This is a genomic window from Enterobacter sp. 04-C-12-SI-ECC (genome assembly GCF_047530715.1).
GTDB classification, from domain to species: Bacteria; Pseudomonadota; Gammaproteobacteria; order Enterobacterales; family Enterobacteriaceae; genus Enterobacter; species Enterobacter bugandensis.
On the sequence record NZ_JBLKDI010000019.1, the window covers coordinates 21,326 to 44,368 of the forward strand.

The following is a 23,043-nucleotide window of genomic DNA, read 5'->3' on the forward strand; positions in this document are numbered from 1 at the left end:
GGTTTCCCTGCGGGCGAGCCTTATCAGATATCACGTAAGGTGCTAAACAAATCTGCCCATTCGCTGTGCTGGCGATAGAAGACCGGCGGCTTGCCGATCGGGGCATCAACGGTCACGTCACCGCCCTGGCAGATGTCCCCTGTCCACGCATTGACCCAGCTGTCCTGCGGCAGATAGAGCGACCAGTCCCGGCGGCCCTCTTCATGAACCGGTGCCACCAGCAGATCGCGGCCAAACAGGTACTGGTATTTCAGCGTGTAGGCGCGCGCGTCGTCCTCATAGTGCAGGAACAGCGGACGCATCACCGGCAGGCCGCTTTTCGCGTTCTGCGCAACCGCAGCTTTGATGTACGGCTTCAGGGTGGTGAACACGGTGGTCATGCGCGCGAAGTGCGCGATGGTTTCCGCATCGCCGTCGAACTGCCAGTTGTCGCCAGGGCGGTTGCCCTCGTGGGTACGCATCATCGGCGTAAAGGCGCTGAAGTCGCACCAGCGCAGCAGCAGCTCCTTGCTGCGCTTCATCTCGAACAGGGTGGTATAGCCGCCGATGTCGCTGTGGTGCAGGCCGTGCCCGGTCATCGCCAGCGACAGCGCCGCAGGGATGACGGACGCCAGGCCGTCATCCAGGCTCCAGTCGACGTTCTGATCCCCCGCCCACATCATCACCGAGTGCTTCTGGCTGCCGGTGTAGCCCGCGCGCATGAAGAACAGGATCTCGCCGAGTTTGCCGGTCTCCTGAAGCGCCTCGTAGTTACATTTCGCCCACAGGGCAGGCCAGGCGTTATGCATGATCTCCGCGCTCACGCCGTTGTGCAGGAAGGTATCGGTCGGCAAATATTCCCCGAAATCGGCCATCCAGCCGCCGCAGCCCAGTTCGATCAGGTTCTTTTTAATGACCTCTTTGTACCAGCCGTAGGCTTCCGGGTTGGTCAGGTCGATAACGCCCGCGTAGAACTCGCCGAATTCAACGTGGTAGTCCTCACCGTTGGCGTTTTTGGTCAGATAGCCGCGTTTCGCCGCCTCTTCGCAGAGATCTTTATCACTGGCGACGTACGGGTTGATATAGGAGAGGAACTGCACCCCTTCCTGTTTCCACTTCGCAATCCGTTCATCAAGCTGCGGATAGAGTTCGCTGTTCCACTTCCAGTTCCACATCACGCGTTTGCCGAAGGAGGTCATGCGGATGCCGGACCAGTCCTGCGCCCAGATGCCGTTTACCTTCACGCCGCCCTCGCGCATGGCGTCGAGCTTCTGCTGGCACACCTCGGTGCCGCCCTGTATGCCCAGCGTCACGCCGTCGTACACCCAGTCCGGCAGCTCAGGCTGACGTCCCAGCAGGCCGGTCAGTTTTTCCAGCAGATCGACGTAGGTTTGTGCACATTCGAAGCGCAGCGTGGCGTTATCTTCCCAGAACGCCAGCTCGTGGAAATCCGGCGCGCTGAAGTCAAAGTTCATGTAGCAGCTGTTATCCACGTGGCAGTAGTACTTCTGGGTGCTCACGAAGGTAGGCTGCGGAAAGAAGGTCCAGTAGTAATCGCCGCCCGCGTTCTCTTTGCAGTCGGCCTGCCAGGTGACGTAGGTCTGCTTGTTGCGGCCCACGCCCTGCTCGCTGGTCCACAGCGGGAACGGCTTGCCGCGCAGATCGAAGTACGAGAACTGCTCGCCGCAGCCGTAGATATGATCTTCCGGCTGCGCCGCCAGCCGCAGCCAGATGCGGTTATGGCTGGCGGCATCATTTTTCAGCTTCAGCTCCAGACGGCCTTCCGCATCCACGCCCACCAGCAGGGTCGCGCTTACCGCATCGCCGCGTGTAAAGCGGATGGCCCAGCCCGCGCTTTGCTGCGAGACGGTCGCGTCCGTCAGGGCAATCTTTTCGTTGAGCTTGTCTTTAATGCTGAAATTGCCGCGAAACATCTCGATATCGGCTTCGCCTGCTCCGATCCACAGGCAAGGCGCTTCTTCGGAGTGGGATAAAATCAGGCGATCCTGCCAGCGCAGGGTGAAGCCACGTTCGTTATTTTTCAGGTCAATATTGTGTAGGGTACGCATAAAAACTCCGTCTTTATTATTTGGCCTGGCTATCCAGCAATCCGGCGGCGACGGCAGGCGCTAAGCCCGGCGCCAGCGGCAGGCGGGGGATCACCAGGCAGTGCAGCAGATGGTAAATATCCTGCTTGCCGTCCCAGACTTTGGTGGTCACTTCGTTATTGGTGTCCAGCTCCTGCCACCAGGAACCGTTTTCGTAATCCATCAGGTACTTGATGCAGTAATCCCACCACTTCTGATACCAGGCTTCGTACTGCGCCTCGCCGGTCACGGTATAGAGGGCATAGGCCGTGCCCATCGCCTCGACGATTGGCCAGCGCACGCGTTCCCGCACGATAGGCTTGCCGTCCCAGCCCACGGAGTAGACAAACCCGTCGGCGCCGTCGGGTGCCCAGGCGTCGCGGATGGTGGCGTGGAACAGGCCTTTTGCATCTTCCAGCAGCCACTCCGGCGGGGTTTCAAAGCGCGCTTCCAGCGCGGCGCGCAGATGCAGCATCAGGCGGCCCCACTCAATCCAGTGCCCCGGCGTGCCGCCGTAGGCGCGGAAGCGGTGAGCAGGGTTATCGATGTTGTAATCGCGGATCGGGTTCCAGTCGGTGTCGAAATGCTCGTTAACGCGATACTCACCTTTGCGCGCCACGTCGTGAATAATCACCGAGGCGATGCGCAGGGCGCGGTCGAGCCATTTCCGGTCGTGGGTCACGTCATAGACAATCAGGAAGGCTTCCACGGCGTGCATGTTGGCGTTACCGCCGCGGTAATCTTCCGTTTTGCTGAAGGCTTCATCCCAGGACTCAAGGCACATTTGCTCCTGTTCGCTCCAGAAGTAGCGCTCAATCACCTCGATGGCATCGTCCAGCAGCTTGCGTGCCTGCGGGTGGCCGGTGGTGACGGCGCTCGCCGCGCCCAGCAGGACGAAGAAGTGCTGATAGCCCTGCTTGGAGGCATCAATCACGCCTTCATCGTTTACGCAGGCGTACCAGCCGCCGTGCTGCTTGTCGCGCAGCGGACCGTTCAGGGCATTGATGCCGTGTTCAACCAGGGCATACGCGCCGGGACGGCCCATGTTTGCCGCCACCGCGTACACGTGCAGCATGCGGGCGGTGATCCAAAGATGGGTGCCCATATCGCTGCGCACCTGCCCGTTATTGCCCAGCCAGCCAAAGCCGGTCGGTACGGCGGCGTTTTTGCCGAAATCAAGAATGCGGTCGGTCTCTTGTTCGAGCCAGCGGTTGTGGCTCAGGGTGTTAAACCATTTCATGTTCGGGTCCTTTCTTAACGGCGAGCCATCATTTCGTCGACGATCTCACCCAGACGCTGAAGTTTTGGTACGGAAATATCACGCAGCATCAGCTCGGTATCCGGCAGGCCAATCACCGATGACCAGACGGCGCGACCGGCTAAAAAGCCCGATGCCCCAGCCTGCATCGCCACGCTCACGGCGCGCGGGAACAGCTTATCGTCCACACCGGAGGAGAGGATCACCCACGGCATGGCGATGTTCTCGTTCAGCTTCTGCGAGGCCGCCAGCAGTTCCTGCTGCGTGCCCTTGCCGAACAGCGGCATCTCCACCTTGTAAAGGTCGGCACCGCTGTCGCCCAGCTCTTTAGCCGCATCGATAATCGCCTGTTCGCGGTTAAATTCGGCTCCGCGACGTGGCGGACGCACCACCGGCTCGATAATGCTCAGCAGCCCGTTGTCGTGGCACAGCGTATTGAACGCTTTCACCATCTCCAGGCGCTGCTGCGGATCTTCATCGCTACGCCACAGCACCAGCAGCTTCAGCGCCTTGCCGCCGTCGCGTTTGACCGCCTGGGCGTCGATGCTTTTGTCGATCACCACGCTGTCGACCGGAATACCGTTCCCCGGAATAAACTCGTCGGCCGCCACAATCATCGCGCAGCTGTTGGCTACGGCCTGCTGCTCCACAATCTGGCGATAGCAGAACTGCTGGTCGACGAGAATGGCAGAGGCGTACGGCGACAAGATCTTCGCCGCGTTGACCTTAAAATCCGTCAGGTGCTGGTCGGTTACCGGCACCGGCGCGCCTGCGGCGGCAAACATCAGGCGCATCGCTTCGCGCTGATCCACGGCCAGCATTGCAAAACCGCCGGAAGGTCGGGTGATATCTTTCAGGGTGTACATCGTCATTCCTCAGTCCTTTCGTATCAGTGTGATTTTTTCAGCCCGGCAGATGCGCGAACCTGTTCAAGAATGGCCGTCCAGTCTTCGCGCCCGCGCCCGGCGGCGCGAGCCTGGTTGTAAACTTCGCGGGACGCCGCGCCCAGCGGCATCGGAACGTGGAGCTGGTTAGCCACGTCCAGGGCGATCCCCAGATCTTTATGCGCAAGGTCGATCATGAAGGCGGGTGAAAGATCGCCTTTCAGCACCTTGTTCGGCCATGAGGTGGTGAAGTGACCTTTACCCGCCGGCGTGCCGTTCATCACCTTCAGCGCCACGTCAAAGGAGAGGCCAAGTGCTTCACACAGCACGGCCGCCTCGGCGGAAAGCGCGTTCAGGGCGATGCTCATGTAGTTATTGATGAGCTTCACGCGGATGCCCATGCCCGGCCCGCCGGCGTTAATCAGCTCATTGCCCATCGCCATTAAGACGGGGGGGGCGCGTTCCACCTGCTGCGCGGTGCCGCCCGCCAGCAGGAGCAGCGTGCCGGCGATGGCATGGTCAGACGTGCGTCCCACGGGCACGTCCATCAGGCTGAAGCCTCGTTCAGCCATGTCGCGGATCAGCGCGTCGGTTTGCAGCGGGTGGATGGTGGACATATCAATCACCAGTGCGTCGCGGGATAACCCTTCGCACACGCCGTGCTCGCCGAACAGCACGCTGCGCACCAGGTCGCCGTTTGGCAGCATGGTAATGACGAATTCGGCGTCCGTTGCGGCCTGAGCAGGCGTAGCCGCCGCCCGTGCGCCGCTCTCTACCAGCGCCTGAACCGCCTGCGGGTTCACGTCAAACACGTTAAGCTGGTGGCCTTGCTTCAACAGATTCTTCGCCATTGGCGCGCCCATCTGCCCTAAACCGATAAATGCGATTGCTGACATGCCTCTCTCCTGTCACATTGTGTCAATTTCTGCGCGTTTTTGTTGTCTGTTTTTGATCGTATTTGTAATTTATGGTCAAAAAATTGACACGGGTCACTTTTTAAACATTTGGTGAAATTAAAATGAAGGCATCAGAAATCGCAGAAGGAATCACCATGACTCGCATCGTTTGTGTCGGCATTACCGCGCTGGATCGCATCTGGTATCTCGATGATTTACCTAAGGAAGGAGGGAAATATGTCGCGAAAGACTATACGGAAGTGGGCGGCGGTCCGGCGGCCACGGCGGCGGTGGCCGCGGCAAAACTGGGTGCGGAAGTGGATTTTATTGGCCGGGTGGGGGACGACGATACCGGCAGACGGCTGCTGGCGGAGCTGGAATCCCTGGGGGTGAACACCCGCTATACACGCGTGTTTAAAGGTGCCCGATCGTCACAATCCGCGGTGCTGGTGGACGCAGGCGGAGAACGAGTGATTGCCAACTACCCCAGCCCCGATCTGCCCGCCGAGGCAGACTGGCTGCATGAAATCGACTTCTCGCAATGGGATATCGTGTTAGCAGACGTGCGCTGGCATGACGGGGCAAAACAGGCGTTTACCCTGGCCCGTCAGCAGGGCGTTCCTACTTTGCTTGATGCCGACGTTACCCCGCAGGACATCGCGGAGCTGATAGCCTTAAGCGACCACGCGGCCTTCTCCGCGCCGGGCCTGCGGCGACTAACTCAGTTGGATAAAGCAGAAGATGCCCTTAAAAAAGCACAAACGCTCACAAATGGACATGTGTATGTCACTCAGGGGCGAGACGGCTGCTACTGGCTGGAAAACGGCGCCTTGTGTCATCAATCCGGCTTTGAGGTGAAGGTGGTGGATACCACTGGCGCGGGCGACGTTTTTCACGGCGCGCTGGCGTTCAGCCTGGGGCAGCAATCCACCGCCGCAGACGCCGTGCGTTTTGCCAGCGCCGTCGCAGCCCTGAAATGCACAAAGCCCGGCGGGCGCGCGGGTATACCCGACTGTGATCAAACCCGCTCTTTTTTGTCACTTTTTGTATAAAATGCGGAGCGTGATGGTTTTCAGAGGACAGCCTATGAGCCTTACCGAACTGACCGGCAACCCGCGTCACGATCAGCTGCTGACGCTGATTGCCGATCGCGGCTATATGAACATTGATGAGCTGGCGCAACTGCTGGATGTCTCCACGCAAACGGTGCGTCGGGATATCCGCAAGCTGAGCGAGCAGGGGCTGATCACGCGTCATCATGGCGGGGCGGGCAGAGCGTCAAGCGTGGTGAACACGGCCTTCGAGCAGCGCGAAGTGTCGCTTACTGAAGAGAAGCGGGCGATAGCCGAAGCCATTGCGGACTATATTCCCGATGGCTCAACTATTTTCATCACGATCGGCACGACCGTGGAGCACGTTGCCCGGGCGCTGCTAAACCATAACCACCTGCGCATTATCACCAACAGCCTGCGGGTGGCGCATATTTTGTATAAGAACCCGCGCTTTGAAGTGATGGTGCCCGGCGGCACGCTGCGCCCGCACAACGGCGGCATTATCGGGCCTGCGGCGACGGCGTTTGTGTCTGGTTTTCGGGCGGACTATCTCGTGACCAGCGTCGGGGCGATTGAGCACGACGGCGCGATGATGGAGTTTGACGTAAATGAAGCCAGCGTGGTGAAAACCATGATGGCCCACGCTCGCCACATTTTGCTGGCGGCCGATCATACGAAATTTAACGCATCCGCCGCGGTGGAAATTGGCAACGTGGCGCAGACAACGGCTCTTTTCACCGATGAGATGCCCGGCTCGGCGCTGCAAAATCATCTGAAATCCAGCAAGGTTGAAACGGTGCTGGCCTGTACCAGCGATGATATCGCCTGAAGCAAAAAGCCGCTGATTTCTCAGCGGCTTTTTTGTTATTTGAAGCTGTATTTTATTCCCAGCATTCCCTGCGTATCGCTGTAGCCTTTATCGCCAATCTGCTGTGCCACATTGCCCCAGACGCTAAGCTGCGGGGTAATCTGCCCCTCTACGCCCGTCTTTAACTCACCAATATTGCGCGTACCGCGCATCTCATTGCTGACGTCATCCATGCGGATGCGCGTGGTCTGGGTATTGTGGATCCAGTTCGCTTCAATAAACGGCTGGAAGGTGCGTGATTTAGCGTCATCCATCGCGTTATGTCCGCTGATATAGGCCTTCACGCCGAGACGCGTCATCAGGTTGCCCTGGGTTTCGTCTTTCACCCGCGTGCCGTTACGCTCGCGATGGTCGTCAGCCTGCACGTCCATCCAAACGGCCTGCGCCTTCGGCTGGATCCAGTAGCTGTTGCGGCCGCTTTCACCCACCTTAACGCTATAGCCCGCTTCGACAGAGGCGGTTATGCCGCTGGAGCGATAACGCTCGGTCGCCTGGTCCTGCCCCATCACCTTATTGTCAAACCAGTTATACAACACCCAGCTATCAACGTAGGTGCCGCTTTTATTGGCTTCGTTTGCGTACCAGGTACCGTACAGACCTACGCTATAGCCATTCACTTCGCCACGTGAGTGGTATCCGGTCAGGCTGGAAGCGCTCCGGCTTTGGCTGTTACCGTAGCCCGCCATCAGGCCAAGATGCCAGCGGTCCAGGCCATCTGTGCTCCATTGGGCGATATCGCCACCTAACTGCAGTACGTAACGGTTGGCTGTCGTTTTTAGCTGGCCGCTGCCGTCGTTGAAACGCGCATGCCCGCCGACGTTACGCATCCAAAGGCTCGTCACTTTTTGCTCGCCGGTGAGCATGTCGGTGTACTGCGTTTCACCCAGACGATCGTGCAGGCGGGTCATAAACAGCGTATTTGCCGCATAGCTGTTTGCCTGATAGCTGCCAAATTCTGGGCGATACTGATGCTCGCTTTTCGGCGGCGCAGGTGGCGGTACCGGTTCTTGCGGCGGAATCACCGGGTCGACGGGCGGATCTACCGGGACGACAGGCGGGTCGACAGGATCAACAGGTGGATCTACCGGGTCAACAGGCGGGTCGACGGGGTCGACCGGTGGGTCTACCGGGTCAACAGGGGGATCTACCGGGTCAACAGGAGGGTCAACGGGTTCAGCCAGGCTGGTCAGAAACCAGTTCTTACCTTTCTGCACAACGTTATAGTCATAACCCCCCGCTACGATACGGCTGGCCTTCTCAAACGTTCCCTCCGAGTTGCCGCCAACGCTGACTATTTCAATCCCTTCAACGGTTTGTGCGCCTGCACCACCAATGTTGTTTACGTCAACCGCGGTGCGACCGGATGTGTTTCCTTCAACAATCAGCCTGTCAGTTTCAGAGGTATCGTCAGACAGCACGGTATTGAAAACCAGCTTGCCGCCGTTGCCTGTGTAATCCTCGTTGATGGTCAGGGTTTGCCAGGCCACGTCCTCATTATGCTGGAAATTTATCGTGCCGCCCGCGTTCAGGGTCAGGCTGGTCAGCGTTGAGCTGTCACGCATATTCCAGACGGCATCATTCATCGTAAGCGCGAGAGTACCGGTCCCGGCAGCGTTGCGTTCTATGTACGATGCTCCGTTCCACAGCGAGCTGTTACCCATTGTCAACGTAATGGTACTGTTTTGTGCCGGAAGGGTACTGTTGGCCGCGACGCCACCTGCGGCGAGGATATCGCCGTTAAGGAGGAATTTTCCGCCTGCAGAGGCATCAATAATTCCGCCATTGCTGGCGTTCAGGGCATAGCTACCCTGGTCGCGCTGGCCTGCGGTGGTAATGGTTGCCCCACCGTCGAGCGTTATCACGCCGCGTGACCAGGCATACATCCCGTGCGGTGCCTGGGCGGAGCTGCTGGTTTTCTCGCTGCTGTTGACCGCAATGGTGACGTTATCTCCCACATTTACCGCTGCTGTGTAAGCGTAGATGCCATGCGCGCTGGCACCGTTGGTGGTGATGGTCGCGCCTTCATCAAGGGTGATGGTTGACGAGCCGGTAGAGTACACGCCGGAGGCACTGGCTGCGTCGGTGGTAATGGTCGCTTTTTTTCCCAGCTCGATTCTGGAGGCAGAACCCGCATACAGGCCGTAGGCCGAGGTGCCAAATGTTTCGATGGTGGCCTCATCCCCCAGACGGACGGATGAGCCGCTCTGGTTGGTACGAATCCCCTCGGCGTAGGTACCCCGCGTCACAATATGCGCACGATCGCCGACGACAATGTTATTTTTGGCCTTCGAGGCATCATTCAGTGCATAGGCGCTAATACCGCGACCGGTACTGCCGGTGGTTTCGATATAGAGATCGTCACCCACATAAATATTGGCGGAGCCGAGAGAACCCTGGCTGAAGGAGCTGTACCCGGCATTGATGCCATCGCCGCTTTGGCCATTAACGTAAATGTGGGTGCGGTCGCCGGTAATGATAAATACCGGGTTATTCGGCGTGTTCATACCGTGGGTACGAATACCGTCGACATCTTTACCGTTATTGGCAGCCGCTTTTGACTGGGTACGAATAGTCAGGTCGTCACCAAATATCACCCCCGGGCTGCCGGACGTGGAGTTCTGAATAACGGTCACGGAGTGCTCAAAGGCTTCCGCCCCCGGCCCTTCGAGAGTGATCCCATCCCCGTAGACTGGAATATTGCCCGGGCTGTACTGGTAGACATAGTTAGGATCGCTGGTATTTTTGCTAAAGTTCGCGTTTGCCGTTGCAGGAATCAGCGCCTGTATTTCCGCAGGCAAATCCGTTACTGCTCCGGTGGCTGGTAAATTAGCAAAATCGATAACTGCAGCATTCGCGGTAAATAGCGCTGACGATAGTGCCAGCGAAATCGCAACGGCGACAGGTGAATGTTTCAATAAATATGGCATAACTGCCCCCTTTCTTTCAGGTGTAAAACATCCTCCACACCATAAAATGTGGGTATGTTAAGAAGTTGAAATTACAAAATAGAAACGAGTATTTTATGAATGCTGGTACCTAACTTCCTCTCTAATCGTATTTTATGAACGTAAATTTTTTTCACATCAACGCTGGTTGTTTTTATTATCTCCCGGAGGCACACCCCTGAAATAAGTCTGTTAAGTAAAGTGAATTCAACAGTGTTCAGGGTATTACCACGCCTGCTGCTCACTCGCCTGCCGGAAAAAAGATGGTTAATTTTTTCCTGCAATATAGCGTTATCGTCATCTGAATAAATAATTCCCTTTATTTCACTATGGTGAGCGAAAAAGTAGTGAGCCAACGCCTCCAGTTTACGGTCCGCGATAAGCACGATGTGCATGTTGGTCATCGCCAGATGTTCAATCCATTGCGGATCGACAAGCAGGCGCAGGTTATACATCGCAAAATCTACAAAAATAAATCCGCGTAATAAATGATTCTTGTTCCCAGACAATATTTTATTTTCTACTGCAAGTTGCAGGAAATGATTTCCCACCGGCCAAACTGCGAAGGAGGCGCTGCCACAGTATTGTGAACGCACCGTGTTATCCGGAAATAACTGACAGGACAATTCGCAGCTTATACAGCGGACAACCTTTCGCGACGATGTTATCATCCAGTCCACTCCTGTCTTATTTTCATTATCAATATTTCATTGCCTTTCAAATGTGTCAATCTTGAAACATATCCAGCGTTTCTGTCGTATTTATGAGAAATAATGCCAGAGAAAATAAATTCCTGGCTGTCTCTATTCTTGCAGGCCGCAGACATAGCGACAGAACATTGATTACCAGACCTTACCCAGGAATATTCATCAATCCATTAAGATTATTCGGCAAAAACAACCCTGGAAGGAAATTGACGAAATAGCACTAATAGCTAAAGATTCGTCACCTCGATCTGCCTGAACGTCAGTCTTTTCTCAACGTGTGGCTCAATATAATTATTTGACCTGGTGAAGTGTAATGAAATCTCATTATGTCCTTTTAGCTGAGGCTCACCTAAGAAAACCGACTTGTAATCAATTGAAAAATAATGCGATGTTTCTAATCTTAGGTACAGGTGTGTCGCGCTCTAATCCTTCTGACCTATACTGTTGTTAAATATACGTATGTTTTTTGGGTTTGTGGGGTTAAATATTGTTATTGCAGAGGAAAGTGAAATTGTATCTTATTAACAAGCTGGTCGAGTATGACCCGGAAAACAAAACCCTGGCGAATCATATTACCGGGCGCACGATACATTTGCAGCTTCCTGCCAATCTCTGCTTTCTTTATCTCGTTACCCATCCTGGCGAAATAATTTCGCAAAATCAGTTAATGGTGGTGGGATGGGGTGAGCGTAACGATGTCACCACACCGAATACCTTTTACCAGGCCATTTTGACATTGCGCAATGCGCTGGCTGAAGTGGGGTTACCGCGCGATACGGTAAAAACGATTTCGCGTCGCGGGCTGACGCTTTCCGAAGCCACCCAGGTTGAAGTATTTACCCCAACCGCCGAGCCGGTAATTGCCAGTGAAGACGCGGCAATAGCCGAAGGCACCGCGATGAAGAAGCCGGCGTGGTTAATAATAGCCACCGCTGCGCTTTTTCTGATCGCGCTTATTAACGGGGTCATATTATATAAACATCACCAGAACATGCCGTTTAGTCACTACATTCCACTTTCAATGGGCAGCACGACCAACGCCTGCCAACTCTTTTATGCACCTAATGAACATATGCAGGACCATTACCTTCGCTTGTTAAAAAATTACCCCAGCCTGTGTGCCGGGAACCGATACATTTTTCTCATCGGCTATAGTAAAACGGAGCGAATCGCGGCGTTTGTCTGTAATAACGATGCGCGACATGACGCGGCAGCGTTATGTACCACGCATTATTTTTGGGCGCATGAGCAATGATGACACTCGGGAATCGTATTATTTTGCTGGCGGCGTTGCTGGGGGCTGCTATTACCAGCGGCTGGCTAGCGTATTCGCATTTTTCGAGTGCGCCGATACGCTGTACAGGTGATGTGGAATGGACGATTGGTAAAAACCGATTTGTAGGAACGGTTTCATGGCGAATGCAGCATCGGGAAGGGACCGCTGTCATTAACGGTAAACTGTTTGGTCACGTGGTTTCTGAAGTCAACCGCACCATCTATTTCCACTACAGCGATCACCAGAACGCGCGCGTATTGAATAACGATCGTATTGTTAAAACCTTCGCCGATAGTGCGGATGGGGCAGATATCAATGCAACGCTACCGGGTTTTTATCGCACGCCGGGAAGAGATCTGAGCCTGATGATTGATGAGTACCGTGGAGCGTGGCTTTTTGCCGCGTCGAACGTCCCTTCGCTGTACTGCCGTAAAAACGCGCCGTAAAAATCAATCGCACACCTTAGACGGCACGCATAGTCAAATCTCGTGATTCCCGCTACAGTTATCTCTCCACGGCGAAAGGAGATAAACATGCTTTATATCTTTGACTTAGGAAACGTAATCGTCGATATCGATTTTAACCGGGTGCTGGGTGCCTGGAGCGACTTTAGCCGTGTGCCGCTGGCGACGTTAAAGCAGGATTTCGCGATGGGTGAGACCTTCCATCAGCATGAACGCGGCGAGATTAGCGATGAAGAGTTTGCTGAACGCTTCTGCCAGGAGATGGGGCTTTCGTTAAGCTATGAACAATTTTCTCACGGCTGGCAGGCGGTATTCGTCGCGATCCGTCCGGAAGTGATCGACATTATGCACAAACTGCGCGAGCAGGGGCACCGGGTGGTCGTGTTGTCTAACACCAACCGTCTGCACACGACCTTCTGGCCAGAGGAATACCCCGAAGTTAAGGCGGCGGCAGATAAGATCTATCTTTCCCAAGAGATGGGTATGCGTAAGCCTGAAGCGCGAATTTATCAGGCTGTTTTGCAGGCAGAGGGATTCACCGCGGCCGATGCGGTCTTTTTCGATGACAACGCCGATAATATAGAGGGAGCTAACCAGTTGGGTATCACGTCAATTCTGGTGACCGGAAAAGAGACGATACCGAACTACTTTGCGAAGCAGTTATGCTAAAAACCGTTCATCAAAAAGCCACGCATCATACTCGCCCGTTGAGGGCCTGGCTGAAGTTGCTCTGGCACCGCATTGATGAGGACAACATGACCACGCTGGCAGGTAACCTCGCCTACGTGTCGTTGCTCTCATTAGTGCCGCTGGTGGCGGTTATCTTTGCGCTCTTTTCCGCATTCCCGATGTTCGCGGACGTTAGCCTGCAGCTTCGCCATTTCGTCTTCGCGAACTTCATCCCGGCCACCGGGGATGTTATCCAGAACTACATCGAGCAGTTTGTTGCCAACTCCAGCAAGATGACGGCGGTGGGGGCGTGCGGCCTTATCGTCACCGCGCTGCTGCTGATGTACTCTATCGACAGCGCGCTTAACACCATCTGGCGAAGCAAAAAAATCCGTCCTAAGGTCTATTCATTTGCCGTCTACTGGATGATTTTAACGCTGGGGCCGTTGCTGGCTGGGGCGAGTCTGGCAATCAGTTCGTATCTTCTCTCCTTGCGCTGGGCGAGTGATTTAAACAGCGTGATTGATAACGTGCTGCGTATTTTTCCGCTGATCCTGTCCTGGCTCTCGTTCTGGCTGCTCTATAGCGTTGTACCGACCACGCGCGTGCCTAACCGCGATGCGGTAGTTGGGGCGCTGGTGGCGGCAGTGCTTTTTGAACTGGGTAAAAAAGGGTTTGCCCTTTACATCACCATGTTCCCGTCTTATCAGCTGATTTACGGCGTGCTGGCGGTGATCCCCATTTTGTTTGTCTGGGTTTACTGGACCTGGTGTATCGTCTTGCTTGGCGCCGAAATAACTGTCACTCTCGGCGTATACCGCGAACTTAAAAAAGCAGCAGAAGCTGAAAAACAATTAGAAGCAGACCAACCATGATTGCATTGATACAGCGCGTAACCCGTGCCAGCGTCACCGTGGAGGGAGAGGTGACGGGTGAAATTGGCCCAGGACTTTTGGTGTTGTTAGGTGTCGAAAAGGATGATGACGAACAAAAAGCGAACCGCTTATGCGAGCGCGTGCTGGGCTACCGCATATTCAGCGATGCGGAAGGCAAGATGAATCTGAACGTCCAGCAGGCGGGCGGCAGCGTGCTGGTGGTTTCCCAGTTTACGCTGGCAGCGGATACCGAGCGCGGCATGCGCCCAAGTTTCTCTAAAGGCGCCGCGCCGGATCGTGCAGAAGCACTTTACGAATACTTTGTTGAGCGTTGTCGCCAACAGGAAATGAATACGCAAACCGGACGATTCGCTGCAGATATGCAGGTCTCGCTGGTGAACGATGGCCCCGTCACATTCTGGCTCCAGGTATGAGCCAACTGGCGGCGTGGCCGCGGGTAACAAGAGAGAGTACAGCTATGTATCACCTTCGAGTACCGCAAACGGAAGAAGAGTTAGAAGCGTATTACCAGTTCCGCTGGGAAATGCTGCGCAAGCCACTGCATCAGCCAAAAGGATCTGAACGCGACGCCTGGGATGCGATGGCCCATCATCAGATGGTGATGGACGAAGAGGGCAACCTCGTCGCCGTCGGGCGACTGTATATCAACGCTGATAACGAAGCGTCGATTCGTTTTATGGCGGTTCACCCTTCCGTGCAGGATAAAGGGCTGGGGACGCTAATGGCGATGACGCTGGAGTCCGTCGCCCGTCAGGAAGGCGTTAAGCGCGTCACCTGTAGCGCCCGGGAAGATGCCGTGGAGTTTTTTGCCAAACTCGGTTTTGTTAACCAGGGTGAAATCACCGCCCCGCAAACCACGCCGATTCGCCACTTTTTGATGATCAAACCCATCGCCACGCTGGACGATATTCTTCATCGCGCGGACTGGTGCGGGCAGCTGCAGCAGGCCTGGTATGAACACATCCCTCTGAGTGAAAAGATGGGCGTGCGCATTCAGCAGTACACCGGGCAAAAATTCATTACCACCATGCCGGAAACCGGCAATCAGAACCCTCACCACACCCTGTTTGCCGGCAGCCTGTTTTCCCTGGCGACGCTCACCGGCTGGGGGCTGATCTGGCTAATGCTGCGCGAGCGGCATCTTGGCGGCACCATTATTCTGGCCGATGCCCACATTCGCTACAGTGCGCCGATCAGCGGCAAGCCGAGCGCGGTGGCGGACCTTGGCGCGCTGGGCGGCGATCTTGATCGTCTGGCACGTGGCCGCAAAGCGCGCGTGCAGATGCAGGTTGAGCTGTTCGGCGATGAAACGCCGGGCGCGGTGTTTGAAGGCACCTATATCGTTCTTCCTGCGAAGCCGTATGGCGCTTATGAAGAGGGCGGGAACGAGGAGGAGTAGTCTCCTTCTCACTCTCGTCCGGCATGGTTAATGCGCCAGGCAATATCTCGCATAACGTCTCGCGCTGACTGGCTAATTCCACTCAACTGAAAGAAGCCGTGTATTACACCCCGCCATCGTTGAGCGGTACACTTCACGCCTTGCTCCGTGAGGCGCTGACAAAGCGCCTCGCCTTCGTCGCGTAACGGATCATACTCAGCGGTAACAATGTGGACCTTTGGCAGACCGCTAAAGTCGTTGCGCCACAGCGGGCTGACTTCAGGATGCTGACGGTCGGCTCCAGCCAGATACATTTCATAGCCGCTCAAAAGGGTATCGCGAGTAATCACGTAATCCATGCCATGAGGGTATAGCTTTCAAAACTGGCCGTAGCGTCGAGCATGGGTAGATAAGAATGAGTTGTGCGGGATCCCAGAGACCTTTGGCCTTAAGCCGCAATGATGTTACCAGCGCAAGATGGCCTCCCGCGCTGTCTCCACAAAGTGTAATCCGGTTTTTATCCACACCTAATTGTTCTGCATTTTGTCAGACAAGATCTGCCGCTCTCTCTGCATCGTCATGCGCAGCGGGGAAGGTATGCTCGGGTGCGAGTCTGTACTGAACCGCAATGACCCGACAGTTACCGTAAAACGCCAGTTGGCGAAGCTGATTATCATGGGTTTCAAACCCACCGCTGACAAAACAACCGCCATGATAGTAGAGGGCACAAGGTAACGTTTCAGGGGCATTGACAGGCGAAAAGACCCGAAAGGTCAAATCCTCAAGAACAAGCGTTTCAATCTGGACACGAGTTTCTTTTTCCCCGGCCAGCGCTGTGCTGGCGACATATCCGCTTCTCCGGTCATCAATACTCTGCTTTCGCGAGGAAGGTCTTCCTGCGGCAATAAACTCCTGTACCAGCTTATCAATACCCTTCTCCAGAGCCATGGTTACGTCCTTTTACTGTGTTTTTATACAGTTTATAGCCTGGTTTACAGCAGATGAAAATAGAGAAATGTTGAGAGGTGCATATTGTGGAAAGCGGCTCGCAAAATCGATCATTCCCTAAAAAACGTCCTTTCACCCTAAATTGATAAAGAGTATTTTGCCTGAAAATTAACCAAAGATGATATACTAAGGTGATATATGAGCGTTTTGGCGGAACTTGATATGGGCAGAATACTTATCGATTTGTCTGATGACGTGATTCAACGTTTGGATAACCTCAAGCAATTGCGAAATCAACCACGTGCTGAACTGCTTCGCGAAGCGATAGAGCTGTATCTCGACCAGCAGAGTTCTTCTGTTATCCGAAATGCGCTTGGTCTGTGGGGAGACAGAAAAGAGGACGGGCTTGAGTATGAACGCAAGCTGCGTGAGGAGTGGTAATCATGGAGCACATGGCAGTATTTGATACCAATATTCTCATTGATCTCTTCAACAACCGTGTTGAAGCTGCGGATGCGATTGAGCATACCGCGTCGCATCGAGCCATCAGCTTAATTACCTGGATGGAAGTGATGGTGGGCGCTCGCAGGCATGGTCATGAAGCGAAAACGGCAGCCGTGATGGGCGCTTTTGAAATTATTGATGTGTCTCGGGATATCGCGGAAAGAAGCGTTTTACTACGTGAGAAGCATGGAATGAAACTGCCTGATGCTATCATCCTGGCTACAGCGCAGAGCAGAAAATGTCCGTTGATTTCTCGCAACACGAAAGTTTTTGCGGGTATTGACGAGGTCCTTACGCCTTACCAGGTGTAGGCCGGGCAAGCTCGCGCCGCCCGGCACTCTCACGGAGATTACTCCCCTTCGCCCGGGAACAGGAACGGGTTGATCGAGCTGCGGGCAAAGCCCTCCTGCTCCATCTTCGCATCCAGAATCAGCGAGGCGAGATCGTCGGCCACCGCTTCGACTTTCGGGTCTTTTTCCTGATACAGGATCTTCAGGTAGGTTCCGCAGTCGCCGCAGCTTTCGGCTTTCACCGCCGCGTCTTCATTTTCCAGCGACCAGTAGTTGAGATCGCGAGTCTGCTCGCAGTTGCTGCACTTCACGCGCACCACGTGCCACTCGGTTTCACACAGGTTGCAGTGCAGGTAGCGCAGCCCCTGCGTGGTCCCAATCTGCACCATGCTGGAGACCGGCATTGAGCCGCACACCGGGCAGAACTGGCGCGCTTCGCCGTATTCGGCGCGGGCTTTGCCCGGGATCAGGCTCGCCATTTGCGCCCAGTAGAGCGACAGCGCGGCCCAGATAAACGGCGCTTTATCGCTGCTGACCAGCGAGAAGTCGGAGGCAAACAGCGCGCTCGCCATCTCTTCCAGCTCCAAGTCAGAGGCTTTTTCCAGGTTCTCAATGACAGCCAGCGCCGTGCCGCTCATTTCCGGCTTCAGCTCGGCAATCAGCGAATGCAGCAGCTTATGCCAGTGCTTGTCGCGCGGCAGGACGTGAATATCCAGCGGCGGCTTGCCCTGCTCGTTAGCTTCTTTGATGCGCGCGGTCAGGTCCATTTGCAGCGGGTGATCGTACAGCACCACCTCCTGCGCATGGGCGACCAGCGCGGCAAAACGCAGAAAATCGCCCAGCGGGTTGTTCTCTGCCAGCTCGCGCAGACGCTCTGCGCGGCGGTTGTAGAGGTTCTTGAGTCTGGGGAATAACAACGGCGGAATATACTCCGCCGTACGTTTCTCGCTCGACCCCAGCTCATCTTGCGGGATTATGCGAATACTCATTCAGATGACTTTTCCTGTTTCTGGCGGACTTCACGGTACCAGCGCGGGTGATGTTTCTTCGCCCACGTTTTGGTTACCCATCCTTCCACCATCGCGGTAATGGTGCCTTTCACCCAGAGGGCGGCGTAAATATGCACCATGATAACCACAATTAACGCCACTGCGGCAAATGAATGCAGCATTAGCGCAAATCGGATCACCGGGATTGAGAAAGCAGGCGCAAAGTACGGACGCCAGATGATCACGCCGCTCACCAGCAACAGGACCAGGAAGATAATCGCCGCCCAGAATACGCATTTCTGGCCGAAGTTATAACGCCCGGTATCACCCACTTCCTCGTTGACGACGATCTTACGAATATTCTTCGCCCAAAAGATATCATCCCGATTGATTAGGTTATGGTGCCAGTAGCGGAAAAACATGATGATAAACGAGGCAAACATCACCACACCCACGAACGGGTGAAGGATGCGCGCCAGCTGCGGCGTGCCCAGGATCTGCATCAGCCAGTTGAAGGAGGGGAAGAAGAACCCCAGCCCGCTTATCGCCGCCAGCATGAAGCAGAAGGCGGTGACCCAGTGGTTGATGCGTTCCGGCGCGGTGTAGCGCACGATGGTGTCACGTTTTCTCATTTGCGCACCTCGTCTTTCTCTTCATGCAGGTTGTCGTCTTCCTCTTCCGCACGGTTCGGACCGACGCCGACGTAGTGGAAGATGCTCGCTGCGAAGGTGGCAGCAAAGCCCACCGCGGCCAGCGGTTTCCAGATGCCTTTCCAGAACTTCACGGTGGCGCTGATTTCCGGGTTCTCCGGCAGGCCGTGATACAGGTTCGGCTTGTCGGCGTGGTGCAGCACGTACATCACGTGCGTACCGCCAACCCCGGCCGGATCGTACAGGCCCGCGTTGTCATAACCACGGGTTTTCAACTCGCCCACGCGCTCTGCCGCCAGCGTTTTCATATCCTCTTTGGAGCCAAAGTGGATAGCGCCGGTTGGGCAGGTCTTCACGCATGCAGGCTCCTGGCCCACGTTAACGCGGTCAACGCACAGGGTACATTTGTAGACGCGGTTGTCTTCCGGGTTCATGCGCGGCACGTCGAACGGACAGCCCGCGATGCAGTAGCCGCAGCCAATGCACTGCTCGGACTGGAAGTCGACGATGCCGTTGGCATACTGAATGATAGCCCCTTCTGACGGACACGCCTTCAGGCAGCCCGGATCCGCGCAGTGCATACAGCCGTCTTTGCGGATAAGCCATTCCAGTTTGTCGTTCTGCTCCACTTCCGAGAAACGCATTACCGTCCAGGACTTGGCGGTCAGGTCTGCCGGGTTGTCGTACACCCCGACGTTGTGACCCACTTCGTCACGGATGTCGTTCCACTCAGAGCATGCCACCTGACAGGCTTTACAGCCGATACAGGTGGTCACGTCGATCAGCTTCGCCACTTCCTGCTGGTGGTCCCGCGCCTGAGGCGCGGGCGTGAAACCGTTAGTCGCGGAACGACGGATAATGTCTTGAGATTGATAAGCCATAAGTCGTCTCCGTTACACCTTTTCCACGTTCACGAGGAAGGCCTTAAACTCCGGCGTCTGCGTGTTCGCATCGCCGACGAACGGCGTCAGGGTGTTCGCAATGAACCCTTTCTTCGCCACGCCCTCATAGCCCCAGTGAATTGGGATGCCGATGGTATCCACCTGCTGACCGTGAACGTTCAGCGTGCGAATACGCTTGGTCACCACCGCCTTGGCCTTGATGTAGCCGCGGTTAGAGGAGACCTTCACGGTATCACCATGGGCAATGCCGAGCTTGTTCGCCAGCTTCTCGCCGATCTCCACAAACTGTTCCGGCTGCGCGATGGCGTTAAGCAGCGCGTGCTTGGTCCAGTAGTGGAAGTGTTCGGTCAGACGGTAAGTGGTGCCCACGTACGGGAACTTGTCTTTTTTACCCAGCGCTTCAAAGTCGCCCTTGAAGATACGCGCTGCCGGGTTAGAGACAACGTTCGGGTGCAGCGGGTTGGTGCCCAGCGGCGTCTCAAACGGCTCGTAGTGTTCCGGGAACGGCCCTTCCGCCATCTTGTCGATAGCAAACAGGCGCCCCATCCCTTCAGGCTGCATGATAAACGGCCCAACGTCGCTGCCTGGTGCGGCAGTGCTGTAGTCCGGAATATCCACGCCGCCCCATTTCGCGCCGTCCCACTTCAGCAGCTGACGCTTCGGATCCCACGGGTTACCCTGCGGGTCAGCGGAGGCACGGTTATAGAGGATGCGGCGGTTCAGCGGCCATGCCCATGCCCAGCCCAGCGTATTGCCGAGGCCCGACGGGTCGGCGTTGTCGCGGTTGGCCATCTGGTTGCCTTTCGGCGTCCAGCTACCGGCAAAGATCCAGCAGCCACTGGAGGTGGTACCGTCATCGCGCAGGTGGGCGAAGGTGCTGAGCTGGTCGCCTTTCTTCGCCAGAACCGCGCCGGTGGCCGGGTCGATAACGTCCGCCAGCGCCTTACCGTTGCTCTCCATGGCCACTTCTTCCGGCGCAGGATTTTCCGGCGTCGAGTAGTTCCAGGTCATATTCAGCACCGGCTCAGGGTTCGCGCCGCCTTCTGCCGCATACATCTTACGCAGGCGTAAGAAGATACCGGCCAGGATCTCGCCGTCGTTCATGGCGATGCCCGGGGCGTCCGCGCCTTTCCAGTGCCACTGCAGCCAGCGGCCGGAGTTGACGATAGAACCATTCTCTTCCGCGAAGCAGGTAGACGGCAGGCGGAACACTTCGGTCTGAATCTTCGACGGATCGACGTCGTTTGATTCGCCGTGGTTCTGCCAGAAGGTCGAGGTCTCGGTATTGAGCGGGTCAATCGTCACCAGGAACTTCAGTTTTGACAGCGACTCAACAACCTTGTTCTTGTTCGGGAACGACGCGACAGGGTTAAAGCCCTGGCAGAGATAGCCGTTCACTTTGCCCTGGTGCATCATCTCGAAATACTGCAGAACGTCGTAGCCTTTATCCCACTTCGGCAACCAGTCAAAGCCCCAGCTGTTTTCCGCCGTTGCTTTATCACCGAAGAACGCTTTCATCATCGAGACGAAGAACTTCGGATAGTTGCCCCAGTAGTTCACCTGGCCTTCGAGCAGCGGTTTAGGCGTGCTGGCCGTCAGGTAGGTTTGCAGGTCGGTCTGTTTTTCGCTTGGCAGGTTCATATAGCCCGGCAGGCTCTGAGACAGCAGGCCGAGGTCGGTCAGACCCTGAATGTTGGAGTGACCGCGCAGGGCGTTCACGCCGCCGCCTGCCATCCCCATGTTGCCGAGCAGGAGCTGAACCATCGCCATGGTGCGGATGTTCTGCGCGCCGATGGAGTGCTGCGTCCAGCCGAGGGCGTACAGGAACGAGGCGGTTTTGTCCTTCGCGCTGGTCTCCGCGATCAGCTCGCAGACCTTCAGGAAGTCCGCCTTCGGCGTGCCGCAGATGTTCTCGACAACCTCCGGCGTGTAGCGGGAAACGTGCTCTTTCAGCAGGTTCCACACGCAGCGCGGGTGTTGCAGGGTGGTGTCACGCTTCGCAAAGCCTTTCTCATCCAGCTCGTAGTTCCAGCTGGTTTTGTCGTACTTGCGTTTTTCCGCGTCGTAACCGCTAAACAGGCCATCTTCGAAGTGGTAATCCTCACGCACGATCAGGCTGGCGTTGGTATAGGCTTCGGTGTATTCGCGGTTGTATTTTTCGTTGGTCATCAGGTACAGCAGTACGCCTGACAGGAAAGTGATGTCAGTACCTGAACGAATAGGGGTGTAGAAATCCGCCACTGACGCTGTACGCGTAAAGCGGGGATCGATCACAATCAGTTTCGCACCGTTGTGGATTTTGGCTTCCATCGCCCAGCGGAACCCGACAGGGTGCGCTTCAGCGGCGTTACCGCCCATCACCACAATGAGGTTGGCGTTCTTGATGTCGACCCAGTGGTTGGTCATCGCACCGCGACCAAATGTTGGAGCAAGACTTGCTACCGTTGGTCCGTGTCAGACACGCGCCTGGTTGTCGACCGCGAGCATACCGAGTGCGCGCGTGAATTTCTGGGTTAAATAGCCGGTTTCGTTGCTGGAGGCAGAAGCACACAGCATCCCGGTGGAGAGCCAGCGGTTGACCGTGACGCCGTCGGCGTTCTTCTCAATAAAGTTGGCATCGCGGTCTTCTTTAATATGTTTTGCGATGCGGTCAAACGCCTCTTCCCAGCTGATTTGCTGCCATTTATCGGAGCCAGGTGCACGATATTCCGGGAATTTCAGACGGCTTTCGGAGTGGATAAAGTCCACCAGACCGGCCCCTTTCGGGCACAGCGCGCCGCGGTTGACCGGATGGTCCGGGTCGCCTTCGATATGGAAAATAGACGCTTTGGCGTTTTTCGCACCGTCGCCGAGGCTATACATCAACAGCCCACAGCCGACGGAGCAGTACGTACAGGTGTTACGGGTTTCGCGGGTGCGCAGCAGTTTGTACTGCCGTGTTTCCGCCAGCGCTACGCCGGGCGCAAAGCCCAGTGCCGCCGCCGTGGTGCCTGCCATACCGCCAGCGCAGATCTTAAAGAACTGCCTTCTGCTGACCTGCATGGGTCACTCCTTGTTCGACATTGCTTATATATGTAGTTTTAACTTCGCGGTTGAGAATTGACCGCAAAGGAGAAAAATTTGCGTTAATCCCTCATTTCTCCGAGGGATATCATCAGAATACCACAATGTCGGTATACCTGTTCCAACGGCGTTAATACAAAGTGAACGTATTATCACTGTGTTGATTATAAAGTGTGACACTGATCACACTATAAGCTCTGCATGTTAAAGGGGTGTAGCGGGGGCCGGGTTGCACCTCTTCTTAATGAGTAGGACAATGAGTGTCGAAAAGTTGATCCATACTATGCGTAAGGCCTGCGGTTTATGCTGCAATAGCAGGCCTACTTCCGTGGTTGTTC

The 23,043-nt window shown here is 55.7% G+C and carries 20 protein-coding genes and 1 pseudogene; 10 read left to right on the forward strand and 11 right to left on the reverse strand.

Annotated features, from left to right (window positions below):
• Positions 1–23: 23 nt before the first annotated feature.
• The 4 genes from ACMWL8_RS20000 to yihU are packed head-to-tail and all read right to left on the reverse strand — an operon-like array spanning position 24 to position 5,104.
• The gene (locus ACMWL8_RS20000) at positions 24–2,048 is read right to left on the reverse strand and encodes an alpha-glucosidase (RefSeq protein WP_045260225.1); all 2,025 of its coding nucleotides are present in this window, start codon (positions 2,046–2,048) and stop codon (positions 24–26) included.
• A gap of 16 nt (positions 2,049–2,064) precedes the next feature.
• A complete protein-coding gene (gene yihS, locus ACMWL8_RS20005; RefSeq protein WP_023345127.1) occupies positions 2,065–3,306 on the reverse strand; it encodes a sulfoquinovose isomerase in 1,242 nt (413 codons plus the stop codon).
• Positions 3,307–3,320: 14 nt separating this feature from the next.
• The gene (gene yihT, locus ACMWL8_RS20010; RefSeq protein WP_045260226.1) at positions 3,321–4,196 is read right to left on the reverse strand and encodes a sulfofructosephosphate aldolase; all 876 of its coding nucleotides are present in this window, start codon (positions 4,194–4,196) and stop codon (positions 3,321–3,323) included.
• A 17-nt stretch (positions 4,197–4,213) separates the two neighbouring features.
• Positions 4,214–5,104 (reverse strand): sulfolactaldehyde 3-reductase, encoded by an 891-nt coding sequence (gene yihU, locus ACMWL8_RS20015; RefSeq protein WP_414751612.1) that lies wholly within the window; start codon positions 5,102–5,104, stop codon positions 4,214–4,216.
• A gap of 155 nt (positions 5,105–5,259) precedes the next feature.
• Between yihU and ACMWL8_RS20020 the strand changes: the two genes are divergently transcribed.
• Positions 5,260–6,156, forward strand: a complete 897-nt coding sequence (locus tag ACMWL8_RS20020; RefSeq protein WP_045260228.1) for a sugar kinase — start codon at positions 5,260–5,262, stop codon at positions 6,154–6,156.
• A 34-nt stretch (positions 6,157–6,190) separates the two neighbouring features.
• Complete coding sequence (locus tag ACMWL8_RS20025; RefSeq protein ID WP_045260229.1) at positions 6,191–6,985, forward strand: DeoR/GlpR family DNA-binding transcription regulator; 795 nt, start codon at positions 6,191–6,193, stop codon at positions 6,983–6,985.
• A gap of 35 nt (positions 6,986–7,020) precedes the next feature.
• Here the strand turns inward: ACMWL8_RS20025 and ACMWL8_RS20030 are convergent, their stop codons facing one another.
• Both ACMWL8_RS20030 and ACMWL8_RS20035 read right to left on the reverse strand, forming a co-directional pair.
• Positions 7,021–9,951 (reverse strand): autotransporter outer membrane beta-barrel domain-containing protein, encoded by a 2,931-nt coding sequence (locus tag ACMWL8_RS20030; protein WP_045260230.1) that lies wholly within the window; start codon positions 9,949–9,951, stop codon positions 7,021–7,023.
• A 71-nt stretch (positions 9,952–10,022) separates the two neighbouring features.
• Complete coding sequence (locus tag ACMWL8_RS20035; RefSeq protein WP_045260231.1) at positions 10,023–10,640, reverse strand: transcriptional regulator; 618 nt, start codon at positions 10,638–10,640, stop codon at positions 10,023–10,025.
• A gap of 547 nt (positions 10,641–11,187) precedes the next feature.
• Here ACMWL8_RS20035 and ACMWL8_RS20040 point away from each other — a divergent pair.
• The 6 genes from ACMWL8_RS20040 to fabY all read left to right on the forward strand — a co-directional run bounded on the left by ACMWL8_RS20040 (position 11,188) and on the right by fabY (position 15,380).
• Positions 11,188–11,931: a winged helix-turn-helix domain-containing protein gene (locus ACMWL8_RS20040; protein WP_045260232.1), complete on the forward strand. Its 744-nt coding sequence runs from the start codon at positions 11,188–11,190 to the stop codon at positions 11,929–11,931.
• On the forward strand, positions 11,928–12,398 hold the full coding sequence (locus ACMWL8_RS20045) for a hypothetical protein (protein ID WP_045260233.1): 471 nt from the start codon (positions 11,928–11,930) through the stop codon (positions 12,396–12,398). The genes ACMWL8_RS20040 and ACMWL8_RS20045 overlap by 4 nt, the downstream gene beginning before the upstream one ends.
• Before the next feature lie 87 nt (positions 12,399–12,485).
• Positions 12,486–13,085 carry a glucose-1-phosphatase gene (gene yihX / locus ACMWL8_RS20050; protein WP_045260234.1) on the forward strand — a complete coding sequence of 200 codons (600 nt, stop codon included), beginning with the start codon at positions 12,486–12,488 and terminating at the stop codon, positions 13,083–13,085.
• On the forward strand, positions 13,079–13,960 hold the full coding sequence (locus tag ACMWL8_RS20055; RefSeq protein WP_045260235.1) for a virulence factor BrkB family protein: 882 nt from the start codon (positions 13,079–13,081) through the stop codon (positions 13,958–13,960). The genes yihX and ACMWL8_RS20055 overlap by 7 nt, the downstream gene beginning before the upstream one ends.
• Complete coding sequence (gene dtd, locus ACMWL8_RS20060; RefSeq protein ID WP_008501836.1) at positions 13,957–14,394, forward strand: D-aminoacyl-tRNA deacylase; 438 nt, start codon at positions 13,957–13,959, stop codon at positions 14,392–14,394. Before ACMWL8_RS20055 ends, dtd begins: the two co-directional genes overlap by 4 nt.
• Before the next feature lie 44 nt (positions 14,395–14,438).
• Entirely contained in the window at positions 14,439–15,380 is a 942-nt protein-coding gene (gene fabY, locus ACMWL8_RS20065) for a fatty acid biosynthesis protein FabY (RefSeq protein WP_028014875.1), read from the forward strand.
• 8 nt (positions 15,381–15,388) lie between these two features.
• On the opposite strand, the pseudogene ACMWL8_RS20070 reads toward fabY, so the two are convergent.
• A pseudogene (locus ACMWL8_RS20070) lies at positions 15,389–16,307 on the reverse strand (alpha/beta hydrolase).
• 198 nt (positions 16,308–16,505) lie between these two features.
• Between ACMWL8_RS20070 and ACMWL8_RS20075 the strand changes: the two are divergent.
• Entirely contained in the window at positions 16,506–16,748 is a 243-nt protein-coding gene (locus tag ACMWL8_RS20075; RefSeq protein WP_015569912.1) for a ribbon-helix-helix domain-containing protein, read from the forward strand.
• Positions 16,748–17,122 carry a PIN domain-containing protein gene (locus ACMWL8_RS20080; protein ID WP_045260265.1) on the forward strand — a complete coding sequence of 125 codons (375 nt, stop codon included), beginning with the start codon at positions 16,748–16,750 and terminating at the stop codon, positions 17,120–17,122. The genes ACMWL8_RS20075 and ACMWL8_RS20080 overlap by 1 nt, the downstream gene beginning before the upstream one ends.
• Before the next feature lie 38 nt (positions 17,123–17,160).
• Here the strand turns inward: ACMWL8_RS20080 and fdhE are convergent, their stop codons facing one another.
• Genes fdhE through fdnG form a run of 4 tightly spaced genes read right to left on the reverse strand, consistent with a single transcriptional unit; the run spans position 17,161 to position 22,684 of the window.
• On the reverse strand, positions 17,161–18,090 hold the full coding sequence (fdhE, locus tag ACMWL8_RS20085; RefSeq protein ID WP_028014872.1) for a formate dehydrogenase accessory protein FdhE: 930 nt from the start codon (positions 18,088–18,090) through the stop codon (positions 17,161–17,163).
• Positions 18,087–18,722: a formate dehydrogenase cytochrome b556 subunit gene (fdoI, locus tag ACMWL8_RS20090; protein ID WP_015569914.1), complete on the reverse strand. Its 636-nt coding sequence runs from the start codon at positions 18,720–18,722 to the stop codon at positions 18,087–18,089. Before fdoI ends, fdhE begins: the two co-directional genes overlap by 4 nt.
• Positions 18,719–19,621 (reverse strand): formate dehydrogenase subunit beta, encoded by a 903-nt coding sequence (fdxH, locus tag ACMWL8_RS20095; protein WP_003861960.1) that lies wholly within the window; start codon positions 19,619–19,621, stop codon positions 18,719–18,721. Before fdxH ends, fdoI begins: the two co-directional genes overlap by 4 nt.
• Before the next feature lie 12 nt (positions 19,622–19,633).
• Positions 19,634–22,684 (reverse strand): formate dehydrogenase-N subunit alpha, encoded by a 3,051-nt coding sequence (gene fdnG / locus ACMWL8_RS20100; protein ID WP_120266861.1) that lies wholly within the window; start codon positions 22,682–22,684, stop codon positions 19,634–19,636.
• Positions 22,685–23,043: the final 359 nt, after the last annotated feature.

Bases quoted from the DNA above. Each gene is read 5' to 3' on its own strand.
- ACMWL8_RS20000 (WP_045260225.1), bottom strand. From the start codon at position 2,048: ATGCGTACCCTACACAATATTGACCTGAAAAATAACGAACGTGGCTTC.
- yihS (WP_023345127.1), bottom strand. From the start codon at position 3,306: ATGAAATGGTTTAACACCCTGAGCCACAACCGCTGGCTCGAACAAGAG.
- yihT (WP_045260226.1), bottom strand. From the start codon at position 4,196: ATGACGATGTACACCCTGAAAGATATCACCCGACCTTCCGGCGGTTTT.
- yihU (WP_414751612.1), bottom strand. From the start codon at position 5,104: ATGTCAGCAATCGCATTTATCGGTTTAGGGCAGATGGGCGCGCCAATG.
- ACMWL8_RS20020 (WP_045260228.1), top strand. From the start codon at position 5,260: ATGACTCGCATCGTTTGTGTCGGCATTACCGCGCTGGATCGCATCTGG.
- ACMWL8_RS20025 (WP_045260229.1), top strand. From the start codon at position 6,191: ATGAGCCTTACCGAACTGACCGGCAACCCGCGTCACGATCAGCTGCTG.
- ACMWL8_RS20030 (WP_045260230.1), bottom strand. From the start codon at position 9,951: ATGCCATATTTATTGAAACATTCACCTGTCGCCGTTGCGATTTCGCTG.
- ACMWL8_RS20035 (WP_045260231.1), bottom strand. From the start codon at position 10,640: ATGATAACATCGTCGCGAAAGGTTGTCCGCTGTATAAGCTGCGAATTG.
- ACMWL8_RS20045 (WP_045260233.1), top strand. From the start codon at position 11,928: ATGATGACACTCGGGAATCGTATTATTTTGCTGGCGGCGTTGCTGGGG.
- yihX (WP_045260234.1), top strand. From the start codon at position 12,486: ATGCTTTATATCTTTGACTTAGGAAACGTAATCGTCGATATCGATTTT.
- ACMWL8_RS20055 (WP_045260235.1), top strand. From the start codon at position 13,079: ATGCTAAAAACCGTTCATCAAAAAGCCACGCATCATACTCGCCCGTTG.
- dtd (WP_008501836.1), top strand. From the start codon at position 13,957: ATGATTGCATTGATACAGCGCGTAACCCGTGCCAGCGTCACCGTGGAG.
- fabY (WP_028014875.1), top strand. From the start codon at position 14,439: ATGTATCACCTTCGAGTACCGCAAACGGAAGAAGAGTTAGAAGCGTAT.
- ACMWL8_RS20075 (WP_015569912.1), top strand. From the start codon at position 16,506: ATGAGCGTTTTGGCGGAACTTGATATGGGCAGAATACTTATCGATTTG.
- fdhE (WP_028014872.1), bottom strand. From the start codon at position 18,090: ATGAGTATTCGCATAATCCCGCAAGATGAGCTGGGGTCGAGCGAGAAA.
- fdoI (WP_015569914.1), bottom strand. From the start codon at position 18,722: ATGAGAAAACGTGACACCATCGTGCGCTACACCGCGCCGGAACGCATC.
- fdxH (WP_003861960.1), bottom strand. From the start codon at position 19,621: ATGGCTTATCAATCTCAAGACATTATCCGTCGTTCCGCGACTAACGGT.